This window comes from Jeotgalibaca porci, from assembly GCF_011299095.1.
GTDB lineage: Bacteria > Bacillota > Bacilli > Lactobacillales > Aerococcaceae > Jeotgalibaca > Jeotgalibaca porci.
Genome location: NZ_CP049889.1, coordinates 1042572 through 1067550, shown reverse-complemented (window position 1 = coordinate 1067550; position 24979 = coordinate 1042572). Strand labels below are relative to the sequence as shown.

The window sequence follows — 24979 nt, the reverse complement described above, 5'->3', positions numbered from 1 at the left end:
ACTATGATAGTCGTGACAGAGCAAATAGAGAGACGGTGTTGTAATTATGGAAAAGAAAAAAGTTATCGTAGTCGGAGCAGGCGTGGCAGGCTTATCCAGTGCGATTCGCTTACAAAAAGATGGCTATGCAGTAGAAATTTATGAAAAAGAAAGCTTACCTGGCGGAAAGATGCACGTGATTGAGAAGAATGGTTTTAAGTTTGATTTAGGCCCAACCATCGTCATGATGCCGGATCTTTATCGAGAAATTTTCGAATATGCGGGCAACGACCCGGATGACTATATTCCCATGAAACGTTTAGATCCGATGTATCGTTCTTACTTCCACAAGGGAACGGAAAGTATTGATATTTCATCTGATTTGGTAAAGCTGATGAAAACACTGGAAGAAATAAGTCCCGAAGACGCAGTTGGGTTCTTGAAGTATTTGAGTAGTATTTATGAGCGCTATTCTGTGGCTCGTGATAACTTTTTACAGCGTCCTTTCCGCAATAAGAGAGATTTTTACAATCCTTCAATGATACGAAAAGCGCTCCAATTAAAAACATTTGATTCCGCTACAGATTCTATTTCAAAATTTGTTAAAGATGAAAAAATCCGTCAAATGCTGACGTTCCAAACATTGTATATCGGTGTAAGCCCAAATAATGGCCCGTCTCTCTATACGATTATACCGATGATTGAACTCCTTTATGGAATTTGGTACATCGAGGGCGGTATGCACAAGATGGCCGAAGGAATGGAACGCGCATTTTTAGAATTGGGTGGAAAGATTCACTATGATGCGCCAGTAGATGAAATTAGCATTGAAAATGGCCGTGCTACGGGTGTATGGGTAAATGAAAAAGCTGAACACGCTGATTACGTGGTGTGTAATGCAGATTTCCCTTATGCAATGAAGAATCTAGTAAAAGATGTTTCTGCAAAAGGCAAATATACAGATGAGAAAATCGATAAAATGAAGTATTCATGTTCTTGCTTTATTCTCTACTTAGGAATGGACCGCAAATACGATGACTTGGAACATGTACATACCTTCGTATTCTCAGAAAGCTTGGACCAAAATATGGAGCAAGTATTCTCGGGTGAGTTTATTGAAGATCCATCTATTTATATCGTTGCAGCTTCTAAGATTGACCCGACTGTCGCACCAGAAGGAAAAGAAGGGCTGTATGTGTTGATGCCAGTCTCCGATTTGGAAACGGCGGACTATGATTGGAATGATCCTGAAACGGTCGCTTACTATCGTACAAAAGCTTTGAAAGCTGTCAGTGATTTGCCAGGAATGAGTAATATCGAAAATGAAATTATCTCTGAGAGCATGATTACACCACTTGATTTCCAAGAACGATTCAATGCTTATAACGGCGCATGTTTCGGCTTGCAACCAACCTTGCTGCAAAGTAATCACTTCCGTCCACAAGCGAAAGCAGAAGCGTGTGAAAATCTTTACTTTACAGGAAGCAGTACCCACCCGGGAGCGGGCGTTCCGATTGTGTTATTATCTGGTAAAATTGCTGCCGACGAGTTGATGTTAGATGACAATAAATAAATGAAAGAGTGAGTGGGATGGTTGAAACAGAACTGAAAAAAGACTACGCATACTGTGAAAAAGTTATAAAAGCGTCATCTAAAAGCTTTTATACTGCCTTTTCCAAGTTGCCGAAAGACAAAGCAAAAGCTGTCTATGCTATTTATGCGTTTTGCCGTCAAGCGGATGATACCGTGGATGCGAACGAGCCTCTTGCATTGAAGAAAGAGAACCTTGCTATCCTGGAAGCAGAGCTGAAAGAATTCGAAAAGGGTAAGACACCGAATCATCCAATGTGGCGTGCCTTACGCGATGTTTTCAATCGCTACGCCATGACCACTTCACCCTTTTATGACCAATTGGAAGGCCAAAAACGTGACTTGGACTTTCAGGAAATTACCGATTTGGCTGCATTAAAAGATTATAGTTATTACGTAGCGGGATCAGTAGGTTTGATGTTGTTGCCGATTTTGGCAACTAAAAGTGGCATAACAGAATCTCTGAAAGAAAGTGCAGTTTCCTTAGGTGTTGCCATGCAAATAACGAATATACTCCGTGATGTAGGCGAAGATTATCGCGAGAATAAGCGCGTCTATTTACCAACTGAATTACTGGACCGCCATCAGGTCGACTTAGCACAGAATGTCGAAAAGGGTCCGGATAACAATTTTATTGCTTTATGGGAAGAACTAGCGGAAGAATCAAGCCGTGGCTATGTAGAATTTGAGGACAGTATCTCTCACTATGACAGTGATTGTCGTTTTCCTGTGCTCGTTTCTTCGAAGTTATACAGTGGTATAATGGATAGCGTTCGCAAAAATAACTATGACTGTCTCAGCAAGCGAAATTACGTGCCTGAAGCAAGAATGATGGAATTAATTTTGGAGACGCGGAAAATATTAAAGAAAAGGTGATTGTATGGACGAGTCGATTTTTGATCGACAATTGGATGAGCAGCTATGCTTCCGGCTTTACCGGGCCTCAAACGGTATCAACAAAATGTACGGACGGGCGCTGAAAATATTTCAGCTAACTTTCCCGCAATATTTAGTCTTATTGGCTTTATGGGATAATGATGGCCTGCCGATTATGACAATCGGTAGCCAAACAGGCATGGGCATTGGAACATTGAACCCGATTTTGAAAAGAATGGCAGAGAACGAGTGGATCGAAAAGAGTCAACATCCGACCGATAAGCGCACGATGCTTATCTCTCTATCAGCCAAGGCGAAAGAGAGCAAGCAACCAATCAATCAAGCGATTCTAGCAGAAATGATTTCTTGCAATTTTGAAGGAATGGATTTACCTGAATTAATGCTACAGTTGGCTAACTTACAGCAACGTTTAGATACAATAAACGAAAATAAATAATGGAGGTTTAGGGCTATGAATATTTACGATATTTCAGTAACAATGGAAAATGGCGAAACTTATCAATTGGACCGATACAAAGGGAAAACATTGCTCATTGTGAATACTGCGACCAAATGTGGATTAGCACCTCAATTTGATGATTTACAAAAGCTTTACGACAAATACAAAGCGAAAGATTTTGTGGTTTTAGGCTTTCCATCCAATCAGTTCAAACAGGAAGTAGCAACAGCAGAAGATGCTGCCGAAGCGTGCCGTATGACATACGGCGTTTCTTTCCCGATGCATGAAATAGTGAAGATAAATGGCAAAGACGCGCATCCGTTATTCAAAATGTTGACAGATGAAACTAAAGGAGTTTTAGGAAGTGCAATCAAATGGAACTTCACGAAGTTTTTGGTGGATAAAAAAGGGCAAGTCGTTGAACGTTTTGGCCCGACTGAATCACCTTTAACATTTGAGGATAAAATCGCAGCCGCCTTGTAAGGGGTAAAAGAGAGATGGGAGTGATAGCGTGGCTATAAAGATTAACCGCAGTACAGGTTTAATTGGGATGGCGGGTTCGTTGAAGCTGATGATAAATGGTAAAGTTGTTGGAAAAGTGGCGCATAATGACACGATTAAACTGGAATCACCTCAAGAGGAGGCTATTCTTTCTATCTCTCATGGTGGCTCACGCAGTAATAAGGTAGCAGTCCGTGATGGTGACACACTCGTAATAAAAACTGTGACACGAACAAAAATACTGTTTCTTTTGATGTTTGCTGTACCAACACTGCTGAGTTTCTTTCCTAATACGTATTCCAATCGTCCTTATCTTAGTATTGCGGCTATCGTAGTTATCGGGATTATTCTGTTAGCGTCTGAGACGTATAAAATTACGAAAATACCTTAAATTCTGATGTGCAAGATTCTCCTCCTTTTGTTGTTACACTTAATGTGTAAGTGAACAAGAGGAGGATTTTTTGTGATGATTAAATAGGTGCGAAGTTCGCATTTAAGAAAAAAGCAGATGCATTTCAACTTTGGCAGTGAAAATGCCGAAGAAATGAAACTTTTTTTCATTTCTCATAAAGCTATCGCAACAATAAATGCAAACGCTAACCAAACGGAACACGAACATTAAATTAAAAATAAGTTAGAATTCGGTTTGACTTTCTCATTTTAAAAGGTTAAAGTAGGGTCACTAAACAACAGACGGGAGCGTTAATCATGAAAAACACAACACATTACCTAAAACCATATACTAACGCTCCAGCAGCAATTATTTTATTAATTAAGCCCTAGGATTCTAACTATTCAATTAGTTGAGTCCTCATTTGTGTACCACTGAGGGCTTGGCATTACTGAAGCCCTTCATAGCGAAGGGCTTCTTTTTTTATTGCCGGTCTAAAAATAATGGAGGTGTCAGCATGAATAAATATTTAGTGAAGCGACTTATGATTGGTTTTCTGGTTCTATTCTTTATTACTTTTCTATCCTACATGATTATAAACTTTGCCCCGGGTGATCCAGCAACTTTATACGTGAGTGCGGATGCCACAGAGGAACAGATTAACCAGGTGAGAGCAAGTTTGGGATTGGATCAGCCGTTGCTCGTCCGTTATGGGTTTTGGTTAAAGGAACTCTTAAGAGGAAATTTAGGGAATTCATTTGCAACGAGACAACCGGTTATGAACGTGTTAATGGAACGTGTAGGGCCGACGCTTATCTTGATGGGAACGTCATTGGTAGTGGCCTACCTCATTGCAATTCCACTGGGTATCTACAGTGCAGTGAAACAAAACACATGGGTTGATTACTTTATAACGGGTTCATCAATCATGGGTGTTTCCATACCAAACTTCTTTTTCGGATTATTCTTAATTTACATCTTCGCAGTGCAATTAAAATGGCTACCGACTGGTGGCATGCAAGTGCTTGGTTCTGCCGGGGGGTTCTGGGAAAAAGTACAACATCTAATTTTACCAGTGACGGTCATTGCGAGTACGATTTCTGCAAATATGATTCGGTATGTTCGTTCAACGATGATTGATATCTTCGGAGAGAATTACCTCCGAACTGCAAAAGCAAAAGGCTTGAAACCGAGCCAAATTATTTTCAAACATGGGATTCGAAATGCATTAATTCCGATTATTACGATTATCGCATCGGATATACCGAAATTAATCGGAGGTGCGATCGTGACAGAACAAATCTTCCAATGGCCGGGACTTGGCGCTTTAACAATCACGTCGATTCAGTCACGTGACTACAATGTACTTATGGCAATCACGTTGTTCTCAGCCGTTGCTGTTCTAACAGCAAATGTATTAATGGATGTATTCTATGCAGTAGCAGATCCACGTATTCGTTACAGAGAAGGGTAGGGATAAACGATGGCTTCACTATCAAGCGATTTTCAGCTGGTAAATCAAGAAACAGTAAAAGAAACAACAACCGAAGTGATTAAAACAGAAAGCAATAAGAAAATCATTTTTCAGCGTTTTATGCGGCATAAGCCTGCGGTGATTGGCCTGACAGTGTTTATACTTATGGTATTGGTGGCTTTATTGGCACCTGTTATGACACAATTTGATCCTAATTTAATCACAGCTGACTTTGAGGCAAAGCCAGATGCAACTTATTGGCTAGGAACAGACGCAATTGGCCGGGATGTGTTTAGCCGTTTAATCTATGGTTCACGCGTTTCCTTATTTGTCGGCGTCGCCTCTGTTGCCATTTATACTGTTATTGGTACAACGTTCGGTTTAATTGCGGGATTCTTTGGTGGAAGAATAGATGATGTCATCATGCGTGTGACAGAAATCATTCAGTCCTTTCCATCGTTCATGGTGATCTTGGTACTAGTCAGTATCATTGGACCAGGCGTTTGGACGATTACATTAGTTTTAGGACTTTTGAACTGGGTGCCACTCTGCCGGATTGTTCGGGGAAATGTCATGGCAATTAAAAGTAGCGATTATATCCAGGCAGCAATTTCTGTCGGATTCGCAACACCCCATATTCTATTTAAGGAAATTCTACCAAATGTGCTATCGAGCATCTTTGTAAATGCAACATTCGGTATCGCTAGTGCAATACTGACTGAATCTTCACTCAGTTTCTTGGGGATGGGAATTCAACCCCCGACAGCGAGCTGGGGAAATATGCTTTCACAGGCACAATCACTGACGGTCCTTTCTAGCCAACCGTGGCTATGGATTCCAGCGGGAATGATGATTGTCATTGCAGTACTATCTATAAACTTTATTGGTGATGGCTTAAGAGATGCCTTTGATGGCACAACAAACTAAAGGAATATATGGGGGAATAGAAAATGAATAAGAAATTTTGGGGTTTCGTGCTGACAGCCAGCATGATGGTATTAGCAGCATGTGGAAATACAGGTTCAACCGATGAGGCAGCATCTTCAACGTCTCAATCAACTGTTTCATCCGACACACTTTATGTCGGAGTTACGAATCCGATGGGAAATCTAAGCCCTATCAATGCGAGCGGGGTTTCCACTCGTTGGGTACAACGTTATTACTTTGACACCTTATTGGAAATGACAAATCCATTGGAGTTTGAACCGAAACTAGCAGACACGTTTGAAACAGATGATAACCAGACATATACGGTCAAACTAAATCCAGATGCAAACTGGACAGATGGAACGCCGGTTACAGCGGAAGATGTGGTCTTCACATTAAATCTATTTGCTAATCCCGAAGTTCAAACAACAGGTCTTTACTTAACAGCTCTTGAAGGAGTAAATAATTCTGGCAAATTAGAAGAAGGAGCAGAAATCCCAAATTTGACAGTTGTTGATGAAAAAACCTTTACGTTCAAAACGAAAGTACCAACTGATCCGAATTATGTAAAAGAAATGATTGGAACGAATATCTTTGTCCAACCCAAACATGTAGTTGGAGAAATTGCCTTTGCTGACTTAGACGGATCAGATGCCTTCAGTAAACCAACTGTTACAAGCGGTCCTTACAAGTTTGTCGAATATATGCAAGATTCACACATGGAAATGACTGCTAATGAAGATTACTATCGGGGTGCTCCGGAAATTAAATCACTCTTTATCCGCGTCATGTCAGGTACAAACCTTGCTACCGAATTACAAACAGGTGGCGTGACCTTCAACGCGGGAGGTGGTATCGGTGAAATTGCTATCTCAGATATCGATATGGTCTCTGCAGTAGAAGGACTGACACTCAAAACACAATCTGCATGGACGGCACAATATGTCTACATCAATACCACACGCTTTGATGAAAACATTCGTCGTGCGATGACACATGCAATCAATCGTGACACGATCGTTGACAACTTGATTAAAGGAAACGCAGACGTCATTGCCGGACCTTACTCACCAGCTAGTCCATACTATAATCAAGATTTAGAACCACTTGCTTATGATCCAGAGAAAGCGAAAGAATATGTTTCAAAATCTGATTACGATATGAGTCAACCAATCGAGATCATGGTTCCAACTGGAAATAAAGTTCGGGAACAATCTGCTAACTTGATTGAACAAGACTTGGAAGCAGTCGGATTCACAGTTGAACAAGTGACCTATGACTTCCCAACAACATTGGAGAAGGCACGTGCTGCTGATTACGATTTGTACTTAGGTGGCATCGTAGTGCCAGTCGATCCAGATTTGACTAGCTACTTTGGGGCAGCAGGTGGATCAAACTACGCACACTTGAATGATCCTGAAGTGAATGCTTTGCTAGAAGCTGGTAAGTCTGAAACAGATAGCGCAAAACGAAAAGAAATCTATGACGAATTCCAAGTCATGATGCAAGAAAAATCGCCTATTGTTCCACTGTATTCGCAACATGACGTTATTATCAAGCAAGATGCATTAAATGGCGGAATTAAAGAATATTGGGGCGGCTCACTTTACGACGTACATGAATGGACATTGAACTAAAATTCGGGAGGCTATCTTATGACACAGACAAATTACTCAACTGCAGTTGAAGCAGCAAAAGAAATGGCACACAAACGCATGGCAGAATTTGAAGATTATTTACGTATGGAATCTGTTTCAACTGAGAATCGTCAAATTCCTGAGACGGTTGCCTATGTAAAAGGTTTAATTGAACGAACAGGCGGTGAAGTCCAAGTCTTGGATGACTTGGGCGGAAACCCTGTCATCTATGGCTATTTCAAAGCTTCTCCTCAAGGAAACAGCGAGCGAACGCTACTTTTTTACAATCATTATGATGTACAACCATCGGATCCGCTTGAAGAGTGGCGGACAGAACCCTTTGAACCAACTGTCGTTGACGGCGTTTTATATGCTCGTGGTGTCTCAGATAATAAAGCCAACTTTATGGCGCGTCTCAATGCGCTTTCGTTATTAAATGAATCAGGCGGCTTGTCTTGTAATGTGAAATTTTTATTGGAAGGTGAGGAAGAAATCGGAAGCCCCAATCTCGGTAAATACATTGAAAAATATGCAGATCTATTTAAAGCCGATGCATGTATTTGGGAAGCAGGTTCAAAGGATAAGTATGAAAACTACGTTGTAAGTGCAGGAATGAAAGGAATCGCGTACTTTGATTTAGAAGTAGATACAGCGAATATTGATATCCACTCTTCAATGGCAGCAATTATTGATAACCCTGCATGGCGCTTAATTCATGCGTTAGAATCGATGAAGAACAGTAAAAATGAAATCGTTGTGGATGGCTTTTACGATGGTATTCCACCCCTTTCTGATAAAGATAAAGCCGCAGCGGCAGCACAGCCTTTCGATGCGAAACAAGTGGCTGAACAGTACGGTTTGACTGGAAAATTCATTACGGAAGGAACTGCTGTAAGTCCGACTGAGGCATTGGCTTTTTATCCAACGATGACGGTTTGTGGATTCTCAAGTGGGTATACAGGACCGGGAATCAAGACCGTCCTGCCACGTTCGGCTAAAGCGAAATTGGATTGTCGCCTAGTTCCTGGCCAAAGCCCAGAAAACGTTCACGAGAGCCTGCGACGCCATCTGGATGCACACGGGTATGAAGACGTGCGCTTAACAATGATTGCCGCAGAAGGCGCACAACGGACATCTGTTGAGGATCCTTTTATCGAAATGGTCGTTCAAACTGCACAAGCTGTTTATGGCGATAAAAACCCAGTCGTTGTTTCGCCAAGTATGGCGGGAACGGGACCAAGTGAATTATTTGAAAAATACTTAAAATTACCGATTGCAGGAGTAGGGGCAGGATGGGCGCATTCGGGTGCACATGCACCAAATGAGAATGTTCGTTTGAATGATTATTATGAAAATATTGCCCACATGGTTCATTTGATGGAAGTGTTCGGCAGATAGTAAAGAAGGAATAGGTGAGGATATGCATGAGAAGCTTTTAGAAGTAAAAAATCTGGAAATAGGGTTCCGCACATATGCCGGTGAGGTTCAAGCAGTCCGTGGAGTCAGTTTTGACTTATATAAAGGCGAAACGCTCGCAATTGTGGGGGAATCGGGATCAGGTAAGTCGGTATCCACCCAAGCAGTCATGGGGTTGTTGGACAATAAAAATACGCTGATCAAAGATGGTGAAATTCTCTATTTGGGACAAGATTTACTGAAACTGAGCGACACAGAGATGCAAGATATTCGTGGTCAAGAAATTGCAACGATCTTCCAAGACCCTATGACGTCGCTAAATCCGACGATGACAGTCGGGAAACAAATTGCTGAATCCATTATGCAACACCAAGATGCGAGTAAAGAAGCAGCCTTAGAACAGGCAAGAGTGTTGTTGGATTTGGTTGGGGTGAAAGATGTTGAGAATCGGATGCATCATTATCCCCATCAATTTTCCGGCGGGATGCGCCAACGTGTGATGATTGCTATTGCTCTGGCTTGCAAGCCGAAAATATTGATTGCAGACGAACCGACGACTGCATTGGATGTAACAATTCAAGCACAAATTTTAGAATTAATGAATGAACTAAAAGATAAAATTGAAACATCTATTATTTTTATCACACACGACTTGGGTGTTGTGGCAAATATGGCGGATCGCGTGGCGGTGATGTACGCGGGGAAAATTGTTGAGTGGGGAACAGTAGATGAGATTTTCTATCATCCCCAACATCCATATACATGGGGCTTGCTAGCTTCGATGCCCACTTTGGATAATGGCAACAATGCCCTTTATTCAATCCCAGGTACACCACCGAATATGCTAAATCCACCTGCTGGAGATGCATTCGCAGAGCGGAATGCCTATGCGATGGCGATTGATTTTAAAGAGGCGCCACCTGTTTTTAAAGTTTCCGATACGCATTTTGCCCAAACGTGGTTGCTTCATCCTGATGCTCCAAAAGTAACACCACCCGCAGAAGTCGTGCGGCGCCATCACTTGTATCAACCAAAAAAAGCAGGGAGGACGGTTCACCATGACGCAAATGAAGAAAAAGCTGTTGGAAGTCAACAATCTTAATCAAGTCTTCAATTCCGGAAAAGCAAATGAAGTAAAAGCTGTGACGGACTTGTCCTTCTTTATTTATGAAGGGGAAACATTTGGACTTGTGGGAGAATCTGGTTCAGGGAAATCAACAACTGGAAAACTTATTAGTAAACTGCAAGATGCGACGTCTGGCACCATGACTTTCGCAGGAACAGACATTGGCACCTTGAAAAAACGCCGTGATTTACAAGCGTTTCGTAAATCTATTCAAATGGTTTTTCAAGACCCTTATGCATCCTTAAATCCGCGTCAGACGATTATGGATATCATCGGCGGCGGTTTAGTTGTACACGGTTTGGTAAAAAATGAAACTGAGAAACAAGCGAAGGTCTACGAATTGTTGAAATTAGTCGGATTGAATCCAGAATATGCGACGCGTTATCCCCGCGAATTTTCGGGCGGTCAGTGTCAACGGGTTGGGATTGCCCGAGCATTGGCAGTGGATCCTTCCTTTATTATTGCAGACGAAGCCATTTCTGCACTGGATGTTTCCATTCAAGCCCAAATTGTTAATTTACTTATCAAACTAAAGAAAGAACGTAATCTTACGTATTTATTTATCGCACATGATTTATCGATGGTGAAGTATATTAGTGATCGTATTGGCGTGATGAATGGTGGGCGTCTACTCGAAGTGGCGCCTGCAGAAGCTTTGTACGAATCACCACTTCATCCATATACAGAGTCACTCTTATCGGCGGTTCCTATTCCCGATCCGATGAAAGAAAGAGAACGCAAGCGTATTGGTTACGATGAAGCATTCCATCAATACGAAGACGAGACCGATGTTGGCCTTTACGAAATTGCACCTGAGCATTATGTGTATTGTAAGAAACAAGAAATCCCTTTTTTAAGAAAAAAACATGAGAAAAAGACTGCACAAATAGAAGCGACTAAGAAAGAAGGCAAGGTATGGAACATGTAAAAACGACAGTAGAAAAGACTTATGCACGTTGGGAAAAAGAATTAGAGGAAAATTATACAGATACAGTAGCGATGCGCCGCCATCTCCATCAACATCCGGAACCTTCATTTGAAGAAAAGGAAACAGCCGCGTATATCGTCTCGAAATTACGTTCGTACGGTATTACCGATATTCAAGAAAATGTTGGAAATGGGTATGGGATTGTCGCAAAAGTAGTGGGCGCTCATCCAGGGCCAACCATCGCTTTCCGAGCGGACTTTGATGCATTACGTATTCAAGAGGAAAATGACGTCCCTTATAAATCACAAAACGCAGGTGTCATGCATGCTTGCGGGCATGATTCCCACACCGCAACATTATTGAGTGTCGCAAAAGTATTGGCAAATAAAGCAGAGGACTTACACGGAAATTTGGTTCTTATTCACCAAAATGCGGAAGAAGTTCTTCCAGGTGGAGCCAAAAGTATGGTAGAGGCTGGCGCGATGGCTGGCGTTGATTATGTTTTTGGTCAACACGTACAATCTTCGCTTGAAGCAGAGAAAATCGGCTACACGCCGGGATATGCCATGGCAGCAGCGGATTTTTTCAATATTTCGATTCAAGGAAAAGGCGGGCATGGGGCGTATCCACATGACACGGTGGACTCGGTCATCATTGCAACGAAAATGGTGGATGCCTTGCAAACGTTGGTCAGTCGTGCAATCAATCCGCTGCACCCAGCCGTCGTGACAGTATCCACGGTGCAAGCAGGTGGGGAAGCGAACAACATTATTGCCGACACAGCAATGATTAAAGGGACGGTTCGGACGTATCACGAAGAAGCCCGCGAGACCATTTCCCGGGAAATGAAGGTGTTAGCTGAAAGTGTGGCGGCGATGTATCACGGTACTGCCGACTTAACTTATATCCGCGGTTATGATTCAGTTTATAACCACCCAGAAGAAACCACGCGTTTTGTGGCTTTGATGAAGGAAAAGTTCGGTGAAGACAGCATTACAGAACGCGAGGCAACAATGGGAGGCGAAGATTTTGGCTACTTCTCTAAAGTTCGCCCCGGGACATTTTTCAACGTTGGTGGTTTGAACCCGGATCTGGAAGCAACATTCCCGCATCACCATCCGCGATTTAATATCGACGAGAAGGCGATGTTGGTTGCAGGAAAAGCATTCTTGGCGATTGCGGAAGATTATTTAGTTAAAGAATAACGCGAGAAGTTCATTGTGTTGCGAAACAGCACAATGGACTTTTTGTTTGCATATGATTAAGATGGATGAAAAGAGTGGAAGGAAGCGATAAATGTGACGAAAATTTTTGAACCTTTTACATTTCCAAATGGTGTAACGCTTGCGAATCGTATTGTAATGGCTCCTATGACAACTAATTCTTCGTTTGTGAACGGGATGCTGACAAGCGATGAATTAGCTTATTATAAGCGCCGTTCAAAAGGGTTGGGAGCTGTTATTACCGCATGCGCCCATGTGATGGAGAACGGGCGCTTTGCTGGGTCATTGAGCGTCGCCTCAGATGATATGATTCCAAGTTTGCGTAAATTAGCAGACACGATTCATGAAAATGATACAAAAGCTATTTTACAAATTTTTCATGTGGGACGGATGGGCTCTCGTAAAACGCTAAAAGGTATCCAACCGGTCAGTGCCAGCGCGGTAGCGCCACTACGTGATAATGCTGAAGAGCCACGCGCGTTGGAAGAAGAGGAAGTAACGGAGTTGGTTCAAGCATTTGGTGATGCAACGAGACGGGCAATCGAAGCAGGATTTGACGGCATTGAACTCCACGGTGCAAATACTTACTTAATTCAACAATTTTTCTCTCCACATTCGAATAGACGTGATGATAAATGGGGCGGTTCGCTAGAAAAACGGATGGCATTTCCGCTAGCAGTCGTCGATGAGGCAAAGAAAATAATTACGAAACATGCGACCAAGCCATTTATTCTGGGATACCGTATTTCGCCAGAGGAACTGGAAGAACCAGGCATTACCTTGGCAGATACCAAACAGTTAGTTGAAGCCTTGAAAGGAAAGGGATTGGATTACCTCCATGTCTCTTTGGGGCGCTACGAACAAACATCTATGCGAGATAAGACCAATCAAACGACGATTCTTTCAGAATTAGCGACAATCACAGGCGAAGCATTACCACTCATTGGTGTCGGGAATATTCAAACGAAAGAAGATATTAGCAAAGTTCTAGCGATGGGTGTATCTTTGGCTGCAATGGGACGCCAGTTAATTGTCGATCCCGATAGTGTTGAGAAAATAGAAAAAGGGGCAGAGCTGCTGACGGCACTCTCCGAAGAAACCCGTCCGGATTTAGCAATCCCTGATATGATGTGGCAATACATGAAGAGCAATAAAGGGTGGTTACCATTCGAATAAGCTGATAATCGCTCACCCCAATGCTATTTTTGTGGACGTTTACGCCACTAGTATTATCCAGTTGTAGGCTAGAGTGAGTAATGAATTGCTTATCATTCGTTAATAGGAAAGGAGCCGAGAATGACCCGGCTCCTTATCTTTATTTTTCGTCTTTACCTTCTTTCAGTTCATCAACGGCATCCAAGTTAAAATTCTCGAAATCTTCAGGAATAACTTCTGCATCAGTTTCTTTTTCCCCTGTGAGAACTTCTTTTGTCTCTTCTTCCGGATCAACTTCAACCTTCAAAACATTTGGATCGACAATCGGACGAACATTATTCATATCACCATTATATTGCATACAGTTTCCCTCCTGTTTCCTTTTGTTGTCTTCACTATACCATTTAATGAGAGCGTTTCCTAATCAGAAGGACGCAGCCAAAATTACATTTTGGTTACAAAAAAACAGGCGATGAGTTCTTATGAATCGACAGCTTATTTCACTTGAAATGAGAAAGAAATAAGACTTAAGTCTTACCCTATTTCTCTCTTCTTTCGCTATAATGAAATGAGAAGTGAAGGAGAGGAGATGGACAAGATGACTGAGAAACAAATCATTGCTACAAATCGGACACTCATTCGAATTTTAACAATAATCGGCATCATGTTATCCGTTGCCTTAGCTTATTATACGTATCAGCTTGGTTATGATACGATTCTAGAAATGACTCAGCAGCTTATCTTAAAAAAAGGAATCTTCGGACCTGTCGTCTTTGTTCTGATTCAAATGAGCCAAGTGATTTATCCAATGATACCAGGTGGCGCAGTCCTGATTGTCGCACCCCTTATTTTCGGAAATTTTTGGGGGTTTACACTGAGTTTTATCGGCGTCACGCTCGGTTCAATTGCAAATTTTTTTTTGGCGCGTCGCTTTGGAAAAACGTTTGTCCGTGCCTTCGTTGAAGAAGAAACATACCAAAAATATTACCAAAAGCTGACCAAAGGGAAACGTTTTGATATTTTCATGGGTGTTTCCTTCATCCTGCCCGGTTTTCCCGACGACTTTTTATGTATGCTGGCTGGCATTACTACTATGACATTCAGGCGCTTCATGACGATTTATTTCTTAACAAAACCAGTGACACTTTTCCTTTACGGAGTGGGTGGCGCTTCAATGACAGAATGGCTGATGCGCTACTTCGGTTTGTGATTAACGTTTTACTTTAATTAATGCTTTTGCAATCACAGGTGCAATAATCGCGGAAACAACGGCTTCGGCTAACCCATTTGTGGCAACGACTGCAGCAAGTGCCCCCATTAAGTTGGCAGAACTGACTCCCAAAGCCTCGGAATATTCAGATCCGTATAGCAATGCGATGAAGCCTAGAACTAAAAGAGTATTAGTTAAGGATCCTGCAACAGCACCGATAACCATCCCACGTTTTTCTTTTCCACGTTTCTTAAACATTACAAAAATTGCTCCCGCAACAAGTCCAATCAGAATCCGTGGTACGAGCGAGATAAGCGGATTGGTGAATAAGAGTAAATCGAGTGGCGAAGTTGGCAATGTATAAGCCTTAATCATCCGAACCACGCCCCAGACACCTCCAATAATCATGCCATCTTTTATGCCCAAGACGAATGCCGAGACAATAACAGTTATTTGAATAATAGTAGGGTTAAGTGGTGGAATAGGAATGTTTCCCAGAAACGGAACAAAGTTCTGAATAATGATAATCGCCGATAAGATGCCTAGAATGGCAATACGGTAGGTTTTATTTTTTCTCTCTTTCATTAGTTAAATCTCCTTTGAAATGTTCCTTATATTCTAACAGATTTAAATGCTTAGTTGAAATGCTATTTTTATGAATTATGGTAAAATGAGTTTAGATTCATAGTTTTTATAAAGGAGAGGGAAAATATGGAAGAATTGAAGAAGATATTTTTAGCTGGTGTTGGCCTGACCTCTACCTCTGTTGAAAAAGCAGAGAAACTGATTAATGAAATGGTAGAAAAAGGGCGCGTGACGGTTCAAGAAGGTAAAGAGTTGCAAAGTGAGCTAACACGTAAGGTGACAGACAAACGTCCGATTCAAAAGAGCGAGCTGGATCACTTGGGCTACGCAAAAAAAGAAGATCTTGACGAAGTACATGCAAAGTTGGATGCTTTAAGCGCTAAATTAGAAGCATTGCTGAATAAATAATGGACAGAGGCGGGTGTGAGAATAATGGCAGATGATAAACGCTTACGAGAAATCGTGCGCATCCTTTCAAGTTACGGGATTCGTTTCGTTTACCACCATAAAGTTCAAAATCGACCAGATGCTGTGGAAATTGATGCAGTAAATCTGCGGAAAGCTTTTGAAAAATTGGGACCGAGTTTTATTAAGATTGGCCAAATTCTGTCTACCCGCCTTGATATTTTACCCCAAGCATTTGTGGATGAACTGGAACACCTACAAGACCGGGCTCCGGAGTTCCCTTTTTCTGAGGTTGAACGGATTTTCTTTGAAGACACAGGATTGTCTTTAGGGGAGGTCTTTTTGCAGTTGGATGAAAAGCCACTGGCAAGTGCCTCAATGGCGCAAGTTCATAAAGGGACGTTGCGTACGGGTGAAGTGGTGATTTTGAAAGTGCAACGGCCGGTTATTGATGAATTACTGATTCGTGATTTAGATATTTTAATTCGGTTAAGCGCGTTTATTCCTAAAGGTATCGTTGATATTATCGATCCGAAAGAAGCTTTTCAACAAGTAAAAGATGCAACAATGATTGAACTTGATTTTCGAAATGAAGCGAAGTTACTAGTAGAATTCCAAGAAAAAAATAAAAATGTCGCTTGCGTCGCTGTTCCGAAAGTGTATGAAGGCCTTACTTTCCGCCGTATTTTGGTAGAAGAATATATTGACGGCACGAAACTGACGAACAAAGAAGAACTGGAAGCATTAGGCTACGATATGGAAGATATCAGTCGGAAGCTCATTCTTTCTTATTTAAAGCAGATTTTTAAAGACGGTTATTTTCATGGTGACCCGCATCCTGGAAATATGATTATTAAAGATGGTAAAATCTATTTTATCGATTTTGGCATTATGGGCAAATTGAATGACTCACTACGCTTGCAATTGAATCGACTGATAGAAGGTTTGGCATTACAGGATCTTGACATGATGGTTGATGCAGCTCTGAAAATAGCGACGCCAAGTATGCCAATCGACAAACGAAACGTTTATCGCGACTTAGAGTATATTTTCGATGTATATCTGACCGCGGATATGAAAAATGTAAAGATATCAGATGCGTTGATGGATTTCATCCGAATGTTCAAACGTCACAATATGGTGATTCCGAGTGAGTTAACGATTTTGGCGAAGGCATTGTCGATATTGGAAGGTGTGTATTTAGATTTAGCACCTGATTTTAACTTGATTCGTACGGCCAAAGATTACTTAGCAGAGAATATAAACATTAATAGCCTGCTCGAGCGTTTTGAAACGGATAAGTTTCTAGGTAAGAGTTACACGCTCCTTAAAGACGTAACCGATATGCCGGAGAATATCGGGAAATTACTGAAACAAGTCGTAAACGGCCGCTTGCGACTCAATATTGATACCGACGATTTGGATGAGAAGTGGGCGGACTTGAAAAAAATGTCCAATCGGGTCGTTATGGCTCTTATTATAGTCGGCTTGTTATTGTCATCCGCTATTATGTCCGGGACGGTTGGCGGCCAGTACCTGGGTCAAACAGGATTCGTCATTTCCGGACTCTTTGGCATTTGGCTTTTGTACTCCATCTTTCGATCAGGTAATATGTAAATAAGAATAGCATTAAAATTTAGTCGGTAGAATTGAAAAAGTCTGCCGACTATTTTATGATAGATGAGTCTTCAAATGAAGAGTAGTTGGAGGGGTAGCGAAGTGGCTAAACGCGGCGGACTGTAAATCCGCTCCTTCGGGTTCGGCAGTTCGAATCTGCCCCCCTCCACCATTGGGCTATAGCCAAGCGGTAAGGCAACGGACTTTGACTCCGTCATCGTTGGTTCGAATCCAGCTAGCCCAGTAAATTAAATATAACATACGAAAAAAGAGGTGCCGGAAAATTCCGACACCTCTTTTTTGACGAGCTTAAACCTCTGAAGCACCTAAATAGAATAGACAATTTATCCAACAAACAAAATCTATAAGTTTTACTAATGTTTCAAATTAGAAATTTCTGATTCGTTGAGAGAAAACACGGGCTTTCAAACCCGTGATGAACGAAACTATCTTGTAAAACTCGTTTCGCACATGGTAGATGACATAATAGATGTATATCATGTTATGTCCGGCTTCCATATGGTTGCATATGGTCTTGGTTATTGGTATAATGGACACATGAGAGACGAAGAACGATTCACTTATGGCAGAACCTCTGTCTACAACCTAAACTACCACATCATCTGGCGGACCAAGTACCGCAACCAGGTCATCAACCCGGCCATCAGCGCCCGCCTGAAGGACATCCTTTATGATATTGCGGCTGAGTACGGCTTCACCATCTCCCACCTGGAGGTGGGGTTGGACGACCACATCCACCTGATGGTGAGCGCTCCACCCAAGCTGTCCGTGACCAATATTGTCCGCTGGCTGAAAGGAACCAGCGCCCGGTTACTCTTCCTCGAGTTCCCAGAACTGAAGAAGTCTTACTGGAAGAAAGAGGACCGCCACCTGTGGGCGCCCAGTTATTTTGTAGAGAGCATCGGTACGACCAATGAGCACGCCATCGCCAAGTACATCGATGACCAACGCAGAAAGGAGGGGCAACCCGATGGTATTGAAAGGCATCAAAATTAAGCTCTACCCGACCGAAAAGCAGAAAATTTTCATCGACCGCAATCTGGTGCTGAACCGCTTCGTGTGGAACCAGCTGCTGGCGATGCAACAGGCACGTCACGAGAACGGTGGCAGGTATGTGGGCAAGTACGCCATGCACAACCTGATGAAACCACTCAAGTGGGAATTTCCATTCCTGAAGGAGGCGGACAGTACCAGCCTGGAGTATACCTCCGACGATTTGGATGCTGCGTTCCAGCGTTTCTTTAACAAGCAGAACGGCTATCCCCGCTTCAAGTCGCGGAAGCGTCCGAAGAGCACCTACACCACCAAATGCATCAACAACAGCATCACTGTGGCGGACAACCATTACATCCAGATGCCCAAATTGAAGTTAGTGAAGTGCCATGGCGCCCACCGCATCACCGGGCGCATTATGCGTGCCACCATCCGCAAGGAACCGGACGGTTCCTATACGGCGACTATCCTGGTGGAGGAAGCCGTTCCGATATTGCCGAAAACGGGCGCCATCGTGGGGCTGGACATGGGGATTACCCACTTGGTCATCCAGTCGGACGGATACAAGTTGAAAAACAAGCAGTTTGAGCGGGCATTGGCGAAACAGAAACGCATCTGGCAGCGCAAGTTCGCCCGCCGGCGTGAGCGTGCCCTGCGGGAAATCGCAGCCGCCAAAGCAAACGGCGTCGAACTCCAACTGACTGACTTCAAGAACCTGCAGAAAGCCAAGCAGCAGGTCGCCCGCATCAACAAACGCATCAAGAACCAACGCCTGAACTACCTGCATCACTACACAACCCAATTGGTGAAAGAGCATGACATCATCGTCATGGAGGATTTGAAAACCAAAAATCTAATGAAGAACCACCATTTGGCGCGTTCCATCGCGGATGCCTCCTGGGGCATCATCAAGAACCTATTGACCTACAAGTGCGCGTGGCACAAAAAAGAGCTCATCCTCGTTAAACCGCACTATACGAGTCAAACGTGTTCGCATTGCGGCATGAACACCGGTAAGAAACCGCTGCACATCCGTATGTTCAATTGCCCGCATTGCCATACCGTCGGTATCGACCGGGATATCAACGCGGCCGTGAACATCCGCAACAAAGCGTTCGCCTAACGTTAAAGGGCATAAGTGTGGACGCGCTTTGGTCAATAGCCGTAACCGCTGCTCGCTGTTATCACAACAATCGAGTAAGTCAGCGGCGTTCCCAGAAGCTCGGTCATTCATGGCCGAGTAGTTCCCTAATTCCAACCACTTGAAAAACGTATGTGAATAATGTAATATACTTTAAGTAAGCGAAGCTAATTTTAGGGGGATATTATGAACGTACTATTAATTAAAGCAAACGACCGTCCAGCTACAGAAAGTGTTTCAAGCCGCATGTATGAAACGTTCTTGGCTGAAGTAAAAGACAACAAAAATTTAAATGTTCGTGTATACGATATTTTTAATGAAGATATGCCTTACATGGGACAAGACCTATTCAGCGCATTTGGTAAAAGCGCAACAGGTGGCGAGCTGACAGAAGCTGAGCAACGCGTTTTAAATGCAAATAATAAAGCACGTGAAGCATTTACTGAAGCTGACGTTATTGTGATTGCGTTCCCACTATGGAACTTAACAATTCCAGCACGTCTACAAACATTCATCGACTATGTATTTGCTGGTGGCTTTACTTTCAAATACGATGCAGAAGGTAACATGGTTCAATTGCAACCAAACAAAAAAGTTATCTTGTTAAATGCACGTGGGGGAATCTACTCTACGGTTGAAACGCAAGCAATGGAGATGAGTGTTAACTATCTTCGTAACGTATTTGCAGGTATGTTTGGACACGACATTATTGCAGAAGTTGTTATCGAAGGACACAACGCACAACCTCACATGGCAGAAGAAATCTTCGCTGAAGGTATGGAACGCGTTAAAGCTGCAGCAAAATTAATCTGCGAATAAACAAAAAAAGCAAGCCCGTCCTTTTCAGACGTGGCTTGCTTTTTTTAACGTGAAAGTTGTAAATAATACCGTGTCCAAGTTGCTTTTTGATACGGAACGGAGTAGAAACCGATGATTCCCATAGTCAGTCCAGCTGCTATGTCCCATAAAATAAATGACCAGTCTAACACAAACAGCTCCCATTTATACCCTTCAGTCATGCGCTGAGAAAGTTCGATTGCTTCCGTAATGGAAATCGTATCGTCTTCTGCCAAGATGTACGGCACTAACGAATAGGAGTAGCCTTTGATAATACCTGGAATAATAAATAATAGCGTCCATAAGAAAGTGTACAACGCGACTAATAGTAAGGCACCGATATCGCGTAACCATTGTTCATTTTTAAACAGACTTTCTTTGATACTGCGAAATGTCCCCGTACAAAGGTGGATTGCAAGGCGACTAAAAGGAACTAATAAAATAATTTCAATAATGTTTAACCAACGTACCTGGAATTGAATCCGTGCACTGCCGTCAACGAAGGAAGTCTGATCAGTCAGTTGCAAATACCCTTGTAAAAAAGAAAGAGAAATAGCAATAATAGCCACAATCAGCCATGGTAAATAATTTTTACGAACATCTTCTTTTGCTTGTTGCTTTATTGATTGACGATTCACAAAAAACACTCCTTTCTTATAATACTATTGTACCTAAACAACGATTTTATGTAAAACTTGTTGTTGATTCATCATTGTATTCCGCTGTTATGATATAATTAATGAGATTTAACTAGCAGGGGGTGGCCTTAAACATGAACTTTGATTTAGATAACATTCTTAGTTGGCAAAACCTCACGAATGTCATTGATATTGTGCTCGTATGGTATTTGATTAACAAACTCATTACGATCCTAAAAGGAACGCGGGCCATTCAACTCTTAAAAGGTGTCTTTGTCATTGTCCTTATTAAGATGGGAGCGGTTCTTTTAGACTTGAGTACGATTGATTGGATTATTAATCAAATCATTCGTTGGGGTGTTGTAGCGGTTATTATCGTTTTTCAACCGGAAATAAGACGTGGTTTGGAACATCTGGGTAAAACGGGTTTTCGTAACCGTGCTAATCGCAGAGTGAAAACATCAGATTACTTTATTCAAGAAATTGATAAAGCAATCCAGTATATGGCAAAGCGTAAAATCGGAGCATTGATTTCGATTGAATTAAATGACTTGCTCGATGAGTACGCACACACAGGGATTCAAATAGGCGGGGATCTTTCTAATCAATTATTGATTAATATCTTTATTCCAAATACGCCTTTACATGATGGTGCAGTCATTGTGCAAGACTTCAAGATTACTTCTGCAGCGAGCTATTTGCCCTTATCGGAAAATCCGCTGATATCGAAAGAGTTGGGGACACGTCACCGAGCCGCTATCGGTTTGAGTGAGGTAACGGATGCCGTGACGATTATCGTTTCTGAAGAAACAGGGGGAATCAGTATTGCGCACAAAAATCGCTTATACCGTGATATGTCGCGTGAAGATTTTGTAGGGTATCTATCAGACCAACTTGCTTTTGAGGAAGACGATAAAACCGAAAAACCGAATCTTATACAAGAGTTCCTGGATAACTTGAAATGGGGGAATTCAAAATGAGTAAAAATAATAATAACAACTTATTAGAGAATGTCTGGATTGTCAGGCTCATCTCGTTACTTGTTTCGATTCTCTTATTTGGCTATGTTTACTCCGAGAACTATGGATTAAGTACCACGAATCGGAATGATGCCATTAGCACATTACGAAGCGAAACGATTTCTAATTTACCCATCCAAATAAACATGGATACGGATCGTTATTTTATTTCCGGCTTACCTGAGACAGTAATGCTGAATATTTCTGGTCCGGAGAGTGTCATTGTGCAGACGTTGTCAGCGAGTGATTTTAATATCGTTACGGAAGACCTTGATTTACTAGGTCCGGGCAGGCATACTGTTCAGTTGAGAGTGGAAAATTTATCAGAAGAATTAACGTATCAAATTGTTCCTTCGCGCGTGAACGTTCAAATTGAAGAAAAGGTAACAATTGAGAGCTCTGTAGAAGTCCGTTTTGATACAGACGCAGTAAATGACGCTTATATTTCTAAAGAACCTATTTTAAATCGTGAATCGGTTATTATTACAGGACCGGCTTCGACTGTAGAACGTATTGATCGTATCTACGTCCGTGTGCCGTCTGAGAATGAAATAACCAGCACATTGAAAGGCACGTATGTGGTTCAAGTTGAAGATGAGGCACGCAATAAATTAAATGTCGTTGTTGAGCCACAAGAAATTGAAGTTCAAATTCCGGTAGAACCTTATGAAAAAACAGTGCCAATCCGCTTAGTTCAAACGGGGACGCCTGTATCCGGAAAGAAATATCAACTCAGTCTTGCACGAACAGAGAATGTTGTATTAACAGGTAATCAAAAATTATTGGCAGATGTAGATGAAGTTGTTGTGGAAGTTGATGTCAGCGCAATTCGTTCTACCGTCGCTGTGACAGCAGCCGTTTTACCATTAGACCTTGCAGGTACAGATGTTGTACCGAAACAGGTAGAAGTGAATGTAACGGTCGAGAACACACAAACAGAAGAAACATCTGAACGTTCAAACCAAACAACGAATACATCAAATAATCGATAAAACAATACATGATGAGACACAAAGGAGATAAAAGAATGGGCAAGTATTTTGGAACTGATGGTGTGAGAGGCTTAGCTAACAGTGAATTAACACCAGAATTAGCATTTAAATTGGGACGTTTCGGTGGACACGTATTGAAAGAACATTCACCAGAAATTGAGAAACCACTTGTATTGGTTGCGCGTGATACACGTATATCCGGTCAACTTCTTGAACATGCACTTATTGCTGGCTTGTTGTCAGTAGGTATTGAAGTCTTGCAACTAGGAGTTATTACAACTCCAGGTGTTGCATACCTGACACGTATTCAAGGTGCGGTAGCGGGTATTATGATTTCAGCATCCCATAACCCGGCTGAAGATAATGGTATCAAATTCTTCGGAGCAGATGGTTTCAAACTTTCCGATGATCAAGAATTGGAAATTGAAGCATTCTTAGACCAAGAAGAAGATACTTTACCACGTCCAGCAGCAGAGGGACTTGGAACTGTGGATGAGTACAACGAAGGCGTACTTAAATATATTTCTTACCTACAAACAACAATTCCAACTGATTTATCGGGCATTACAGTATGTATTGATGGATCAAACGGTGCGGCTACACCGCTTGTTAATCGTTTGTTCGCAGATTTAGAAACAGATTTCTATACAATGGCAGTGAAGCCTGACGGTACGAATATTAACGCAGGTGTGGGGTCGACTCATCCTGAAAAATTACAAGAATTCGTTCGCGAAAAAGGTGCAGACATCGGTGTTGCATTTGATGGCGATGGCGACCGTTTAATCGCAGTAGACGAGAACGGCGAAATCGTAGACGGCGACAAAATTATGTTCATCTGCGGTAAGTTCTTGAAAACCAAGAATGAATTGAAACAAAACACAATCGTTTCAACGGTTATGAGTAACTTAGGTTTCCACAAAGCAATCGAAAAAGAAGAAATGATTGCGTTGAAAACACAAGTAGGTGACCGTTACGTAGTAGAAGAAATGCGTAAGAATGGCTACAACCTTGGTGGCGAACAGTCTGGACATATCGTGTTCCTAGACTTGAATACGACAGGAGACGGTGTTCTTTCTGCTATTCAACTGATGCATGTTATGAAAGCAACAGGCAAAAAACTTTCTGAGTTGGCAGCTGAAGTGACAACATACCCACAAGAGTTGGTTAATATCCGTGTTACAAACAAAAATGGTGTAATGGAAATACCAGCAGTTAAAGCTGTGATCGATGAAGTAGAAGCAGAAATGGCTGGTAACGGTCGTATCTTGGTTCGTCCTTCTGGAACCGAGCCATTGCTGCGTATCATGGCAGAAGCCGAAACAGATGAAAAAACCCACGAATACGTAACGCGTATCGCAGACGTTGTCCGTCAAGAAATCGGAGAATAAAAGAGAAGCCTCATCCCAGCGGGATGAGGCTTTTTTTATAGTGAAAAGTGTTTAATGTGACAAACGTTTATTTATTTCATTTGTAAGTTGTTTAAATTGCGCATGTCGGTATTTTACATTCACAAAGTAGAGGAAAATGTAGATAACGCCATTTATTAAAATATTTTCGAAAGTTAAAGGCATAAAATTTATTGCGCTAGATAGAATAAAAAATAAAACTAACTGACTGCTCACATTAATCAAGTGATAAGCCTTTTCTGACTGGAAATTAAAAAAAGAAATAAAATGGGACCAGAGCGACAATAAAAAAACAAACGAGGCTAAAACAATTACAAATATATTGACGTTTCCCCATTGGATATTGAAAAGGACGCGAATGATTGTATTTAATATAACAATTAGGGTAAAAGTAAGTGTCATGCTATTCAAGTTTTCAGAAATAAAATTTTT

General features: G+C 41.9%; 25 protein-coding genes and 2 tRNA genes. 24 read left to right on the top strand and 3 right to left on the bottom strand.

Features of this window, described 5'->3' with window-relative positions:
• The first annotated feature begins 46 nt into the window (after window positions 1-46).
• The 13 genes from G7058_RS05445 (at window position 47) to G7058_RS05385 (ending at window position 13704) form a co-directional block, all read left to right on the top strand.
• Window positions 47-1552, top strand: coding sequence for a phytoene desaturase family protein (locus G7058_RS05445; RefSeq protein ID WP_166062606.1), 1506 nt, complete (start codon window positions 47-49; stop codon window positions 1550-1552).
• Between the two features lie 17 nt (window positions 1553-1569).
• Window positions 1570-2445, top strand: coding sequence for a phytoene/squalene synthase family protein (locus tag G7058_RS05440; protein WP_166062605.1), 876 nt, complete (start codon window positions 1570-1572; stop codon window positions 2443-2445).
• Window positions 2446-2449: 4 nt separating this feature from the next.
• Window positions 2450-2902, top strand: a complete 453-nt coding sequence (locus tag G7058_RS05435; RefSeq protein WP_166062604.1) for a MarR family winged helix-turn-helix transcriptional regulator — start codon at window positions 2450-2452, stop codon at window positions 2900-2902.
• Between the two features lie 15 nt (window positions 2903-2917).
• Complete coding sequence (locus G7058_RS05430) at window positions 2918-3388, top strand: glutathione peroxidase (protein ID WP_166062603.1); 471 nt, start codon at window positions 2918-2920, stop codon at window positions 3386-3388.
• Window positions 3389-3416: 28 nt separating this feature from the next.
• Window positions 3417-3797 (top strand): hypothetical protein, encoded by a 381-nt coding sequence (locus G7058_RS05425; RefSeq protein WP_166062602.1) that lies wholly within the window; start codon window positions 3417-3419, stop codon window positions 3795-3797.
• A 517-nt stretch (window positions 3798-4314) separates the two neighbouring features.
• Entirely contained in the window at window positions 4315-5271 is a 957-nt protein-coding gene (locus G7058_RS05420) for an ABC transporter permease (protein ID WP_166062601.1), read from the top strand.
• Between the two features lie 9 nt (window positions 5272-5280).
• A complete protein-coding gene (opp4C, locus tag G7058_RS05415; protein WP_166062600.1) occupies window positions 5281-6198 on the top strand; it encodes an oligopeptide ABC transporter permease in 918 nt (305 codons plus the stop codon).
• Between the two features lie 23 nt (window positions 6199-6221).
• Complete coding sequence (locus G7058_RS05410; RefSeq protein WP_166062599.1) at window positions 6222-7835, top strand: ABC transporter substrate-binding protein; 1614 nt, start codon at window positions 6222-6224, stop codon at window positions 7833-7835.
• Between the two features lie 18 nt (window positions 7836-7853).
• A complete protein-coding gene (locus tag G7058_RS05405) occupies window positions 7854-9233 on the top strand; it encodes a M20/M25/M40 family metallo-hydrolase (RefSeq protein ID WP_193567972.1) in 1380 nt (459 codons plus the stop codon).
• 22 nt (window positions 9234-9255) lie between these two features.
• On the top strand, window positions 9256-10353 hold the full coding sequence (locus G7058_RS05400) for an ABC transporter ATP-binding protein (RefSeq protein WP_166062598.1): 1098 nt from the start codon (window positions 9256-9258) through the stop codon (window positions 10351-10353).
• On the top strand, window positions 10310-11305 hold the full coding sequence (locus tag G7058_RS05395; RefSeq protein WP_227004508.1) for an ABC transporter ATP-binding protein: 996 nt from the start codon (window positions 10310-10312) through the stop codon (window positions 11303-11305). The genes G7058_RS05400 and G7058_RS05395 overlap by 44 nt, the downstream gene beginning before the upstream one ends.
• Window positions 11293-12510 (top strand): M20 metallopeptidase family protein, encoded by a 1218-nt coding sequence (locus G7058_RS05390; RefSeq protein ID WP_166062597.1) that lies wholly within the window; start codon window positions 11293-11295, stop codon window positions 12508-12510. Before G7058_RS05395 ends, G7058_RS05390 begins: the two co-directional genes overlap by 13 nt.
• Before the next feature lie 93 nt (window positions 12511-12603).
• On the top strand, window positions 12604-13704 hold the full coding sequence (locus tag G7058_RS05385; RefSeq protein ID WP_227004507.1) for an NADH-dependent flavin oxidoreductase: 1101 nt from the start codon (window positions 12604-12606) through the stop codon (window positions 13702-13704).
• Between the two features lie 139 nt (window positions 13705-13843).
• Here G7058_RS05385 and G7058_RS05380 read toward each other — a convergent pair whose 3' ends face one another.
• Entirely contained in the window at window positions 13844-14044 is a 201-nt protein-coding gene (locus tag G7058_RS05380) for a hypothetical protein (protein WP_166062596.1), read from the bottom strand.
• A gap of 237 nt (window positions 14045-14281) precedes the next feature.
• Between G7058_RS05380 and G7058_RS05375 the strand changes: the two genes are divergently transcribed.
• Complete coding sequence (locus G7058_RS05375; RefSeq protein WP_166062595.1) at window positions 14282-14893, top strand: TVP38/TMEM64 family protein; 612 nt, start codon at window positions 14282-14284, stop codon at window positions 14891-14893.
• Here the strand turns inward: G7058_RS05375 and G7058_RS05370 are convergent, their stop codons facing one another.
• Window positions 14894-15478, bottom strand: coding sequence for an ECF transporter S component (locus tag G7058_RS05370; protein WP_166062594.1), 585 nt, complete (start codon window positions 15476-15478; stop codon window positions 14894-14896).
• A 126-nt stretch (window positions 15479-15604) separates the two neighbouring features.
• Between G7058_RS05370 and G7058_RS05365 the strand changes: the two genes are divergently transcribed.
• The 7 genes from G7058_RS05365 to G7058_RS05335 all read left to right on the top strand — a co-directional run bounded on the left by G7058_RS05365 (window position 15605) and on the right by G7058_RS05335 (window position 20474).
• Complete coding sequence (locus tag G7058_RS05365) at window positions 15605-15886, top strand: phasin family protein (protein WP_166062593.1); 282 nt, start codon at window positions 15605-15607, stop codon at window positions 15884-15886.
• Between the two features lie 24 nt (window positions 15887-15910).
• A complete protein-coding gene (locus G7058_RS05360; protein WP_166062592.1) occupies window positions 15911-17500 on the top strand; it encodes an ABC1 kinase family protein in 1590 nt (529 codons plus the stop codon).
• A gap of 88 nt (window positions 17501-17588) precedes the next feature.
• A tRNA-Tyr gene (locus G7058_RS05355) sits at window positions 17589-17672 on the top strand.
• 1 nt (window position 17673) lies between these two features.
• A tRNA-Gln gene (locus G7058_RS05350) sits at window positions 17674-17744 on the top strand.
• Window positions 17745-18058: 314 nt separating this feature from the next.
• Window positions 18059-18517 (top strand): IS200/IS605 family transposase, encoded by a 459-nt coding sequence (gene tnpA, locus G7058_RS05345; protein ID WP_166062590.1) that lies wholly within the window; start codon window positions 18059-18061, stop codon window positions 18515-18517.
• On the top strand, window positions 18492-19637 hold the full coding sequence (locus G7058_RS05340; RefSeq protein WP_166062589.1) for an RNA-guided endonuclease TnpB family protein: 1146 nt from the start codon (window positions 18492-18494) through the stop codon (window positions 19635-19637). The genes tnpA and G7058_RS05340 overlap by 26 nt, the downstream gene beginning before the upstream one ends.
• A 204-nt stretch (window positions 19638-19841) precedes the next feature.
• A complete protein-coding gene (locus G7058_RS05335; protein WP_166062588.1) occupies window positions 19842-20474 on the top strand; it encodes an FMN-dependent NADH-azoreductase in 633 nt (210 codons plus the stop codon).
• A gap of 44 nt (window positions 20475-20518) precedes the next feature.
• Here G7058_RS05335 and G7058_RS05330 read toward each other — a convergent pair whose 3' ends face one another.
• The gene (locus G7058_RS05330) at window positions 20519-21130 is read right to left on the bottom strand and encodes a DUF975 family protein (RefSeq protein WP_227004506.1); all 612 of its coding nucleotides are present in this window, start codon (window positions 21128-21130) and stop codon (window positions 20519-20521) included.
• Between the two features lie 134 nt (window positions 21131-21264).
• Between G7058_RS05330 and cdaA the strand changes: the two genes are divergently transcribed.
• Genes cdaA through glmM form a run of 3 tightly spaced genes read left to right on the top strand, consistent with a single transcriptional unit; the run spans window position 21265 to window position 24529 of the window.
• The gene (gene cdaA, locus G7058_RS05325; RefSeq protein ID WP_166062586.1) at window positions 21265-22110 is read left to right on the top strand and encodes a diadenylate cyclase CdaA; all 846 of its coding nucleotides are present in this window, start codon (window positions 21265-21267) and stop codon (window positions 22108-22110) included.
• Window positions 22107-23141, top strand: coding sequence for a CdaR family protein (locus G7058_RS05320; protein WP_166062585.1), 1035 nt, complete (start codon window positions 22107-22109; stop codon window positions 23139-23141). Before cdaA ends, G7058_RS05320 begins: the two co-directional genes overlap by 4 nt.
• 35 nt (window positions 23142-23176) lie before the next feature.
• On the top strand, window positions 23177-24529 hold the full coding sequence (gene glmM / locus G7058_RS05315; RefSeq protein WP_166062584.1) for a phosphoglucosamine mutase: 1353 nt from the start codon (window positions 23177-23179) through the stop codon (window positions 24527-24529).
• Window positions 24530-24979 lie beyond the last annotated feature (450 nt).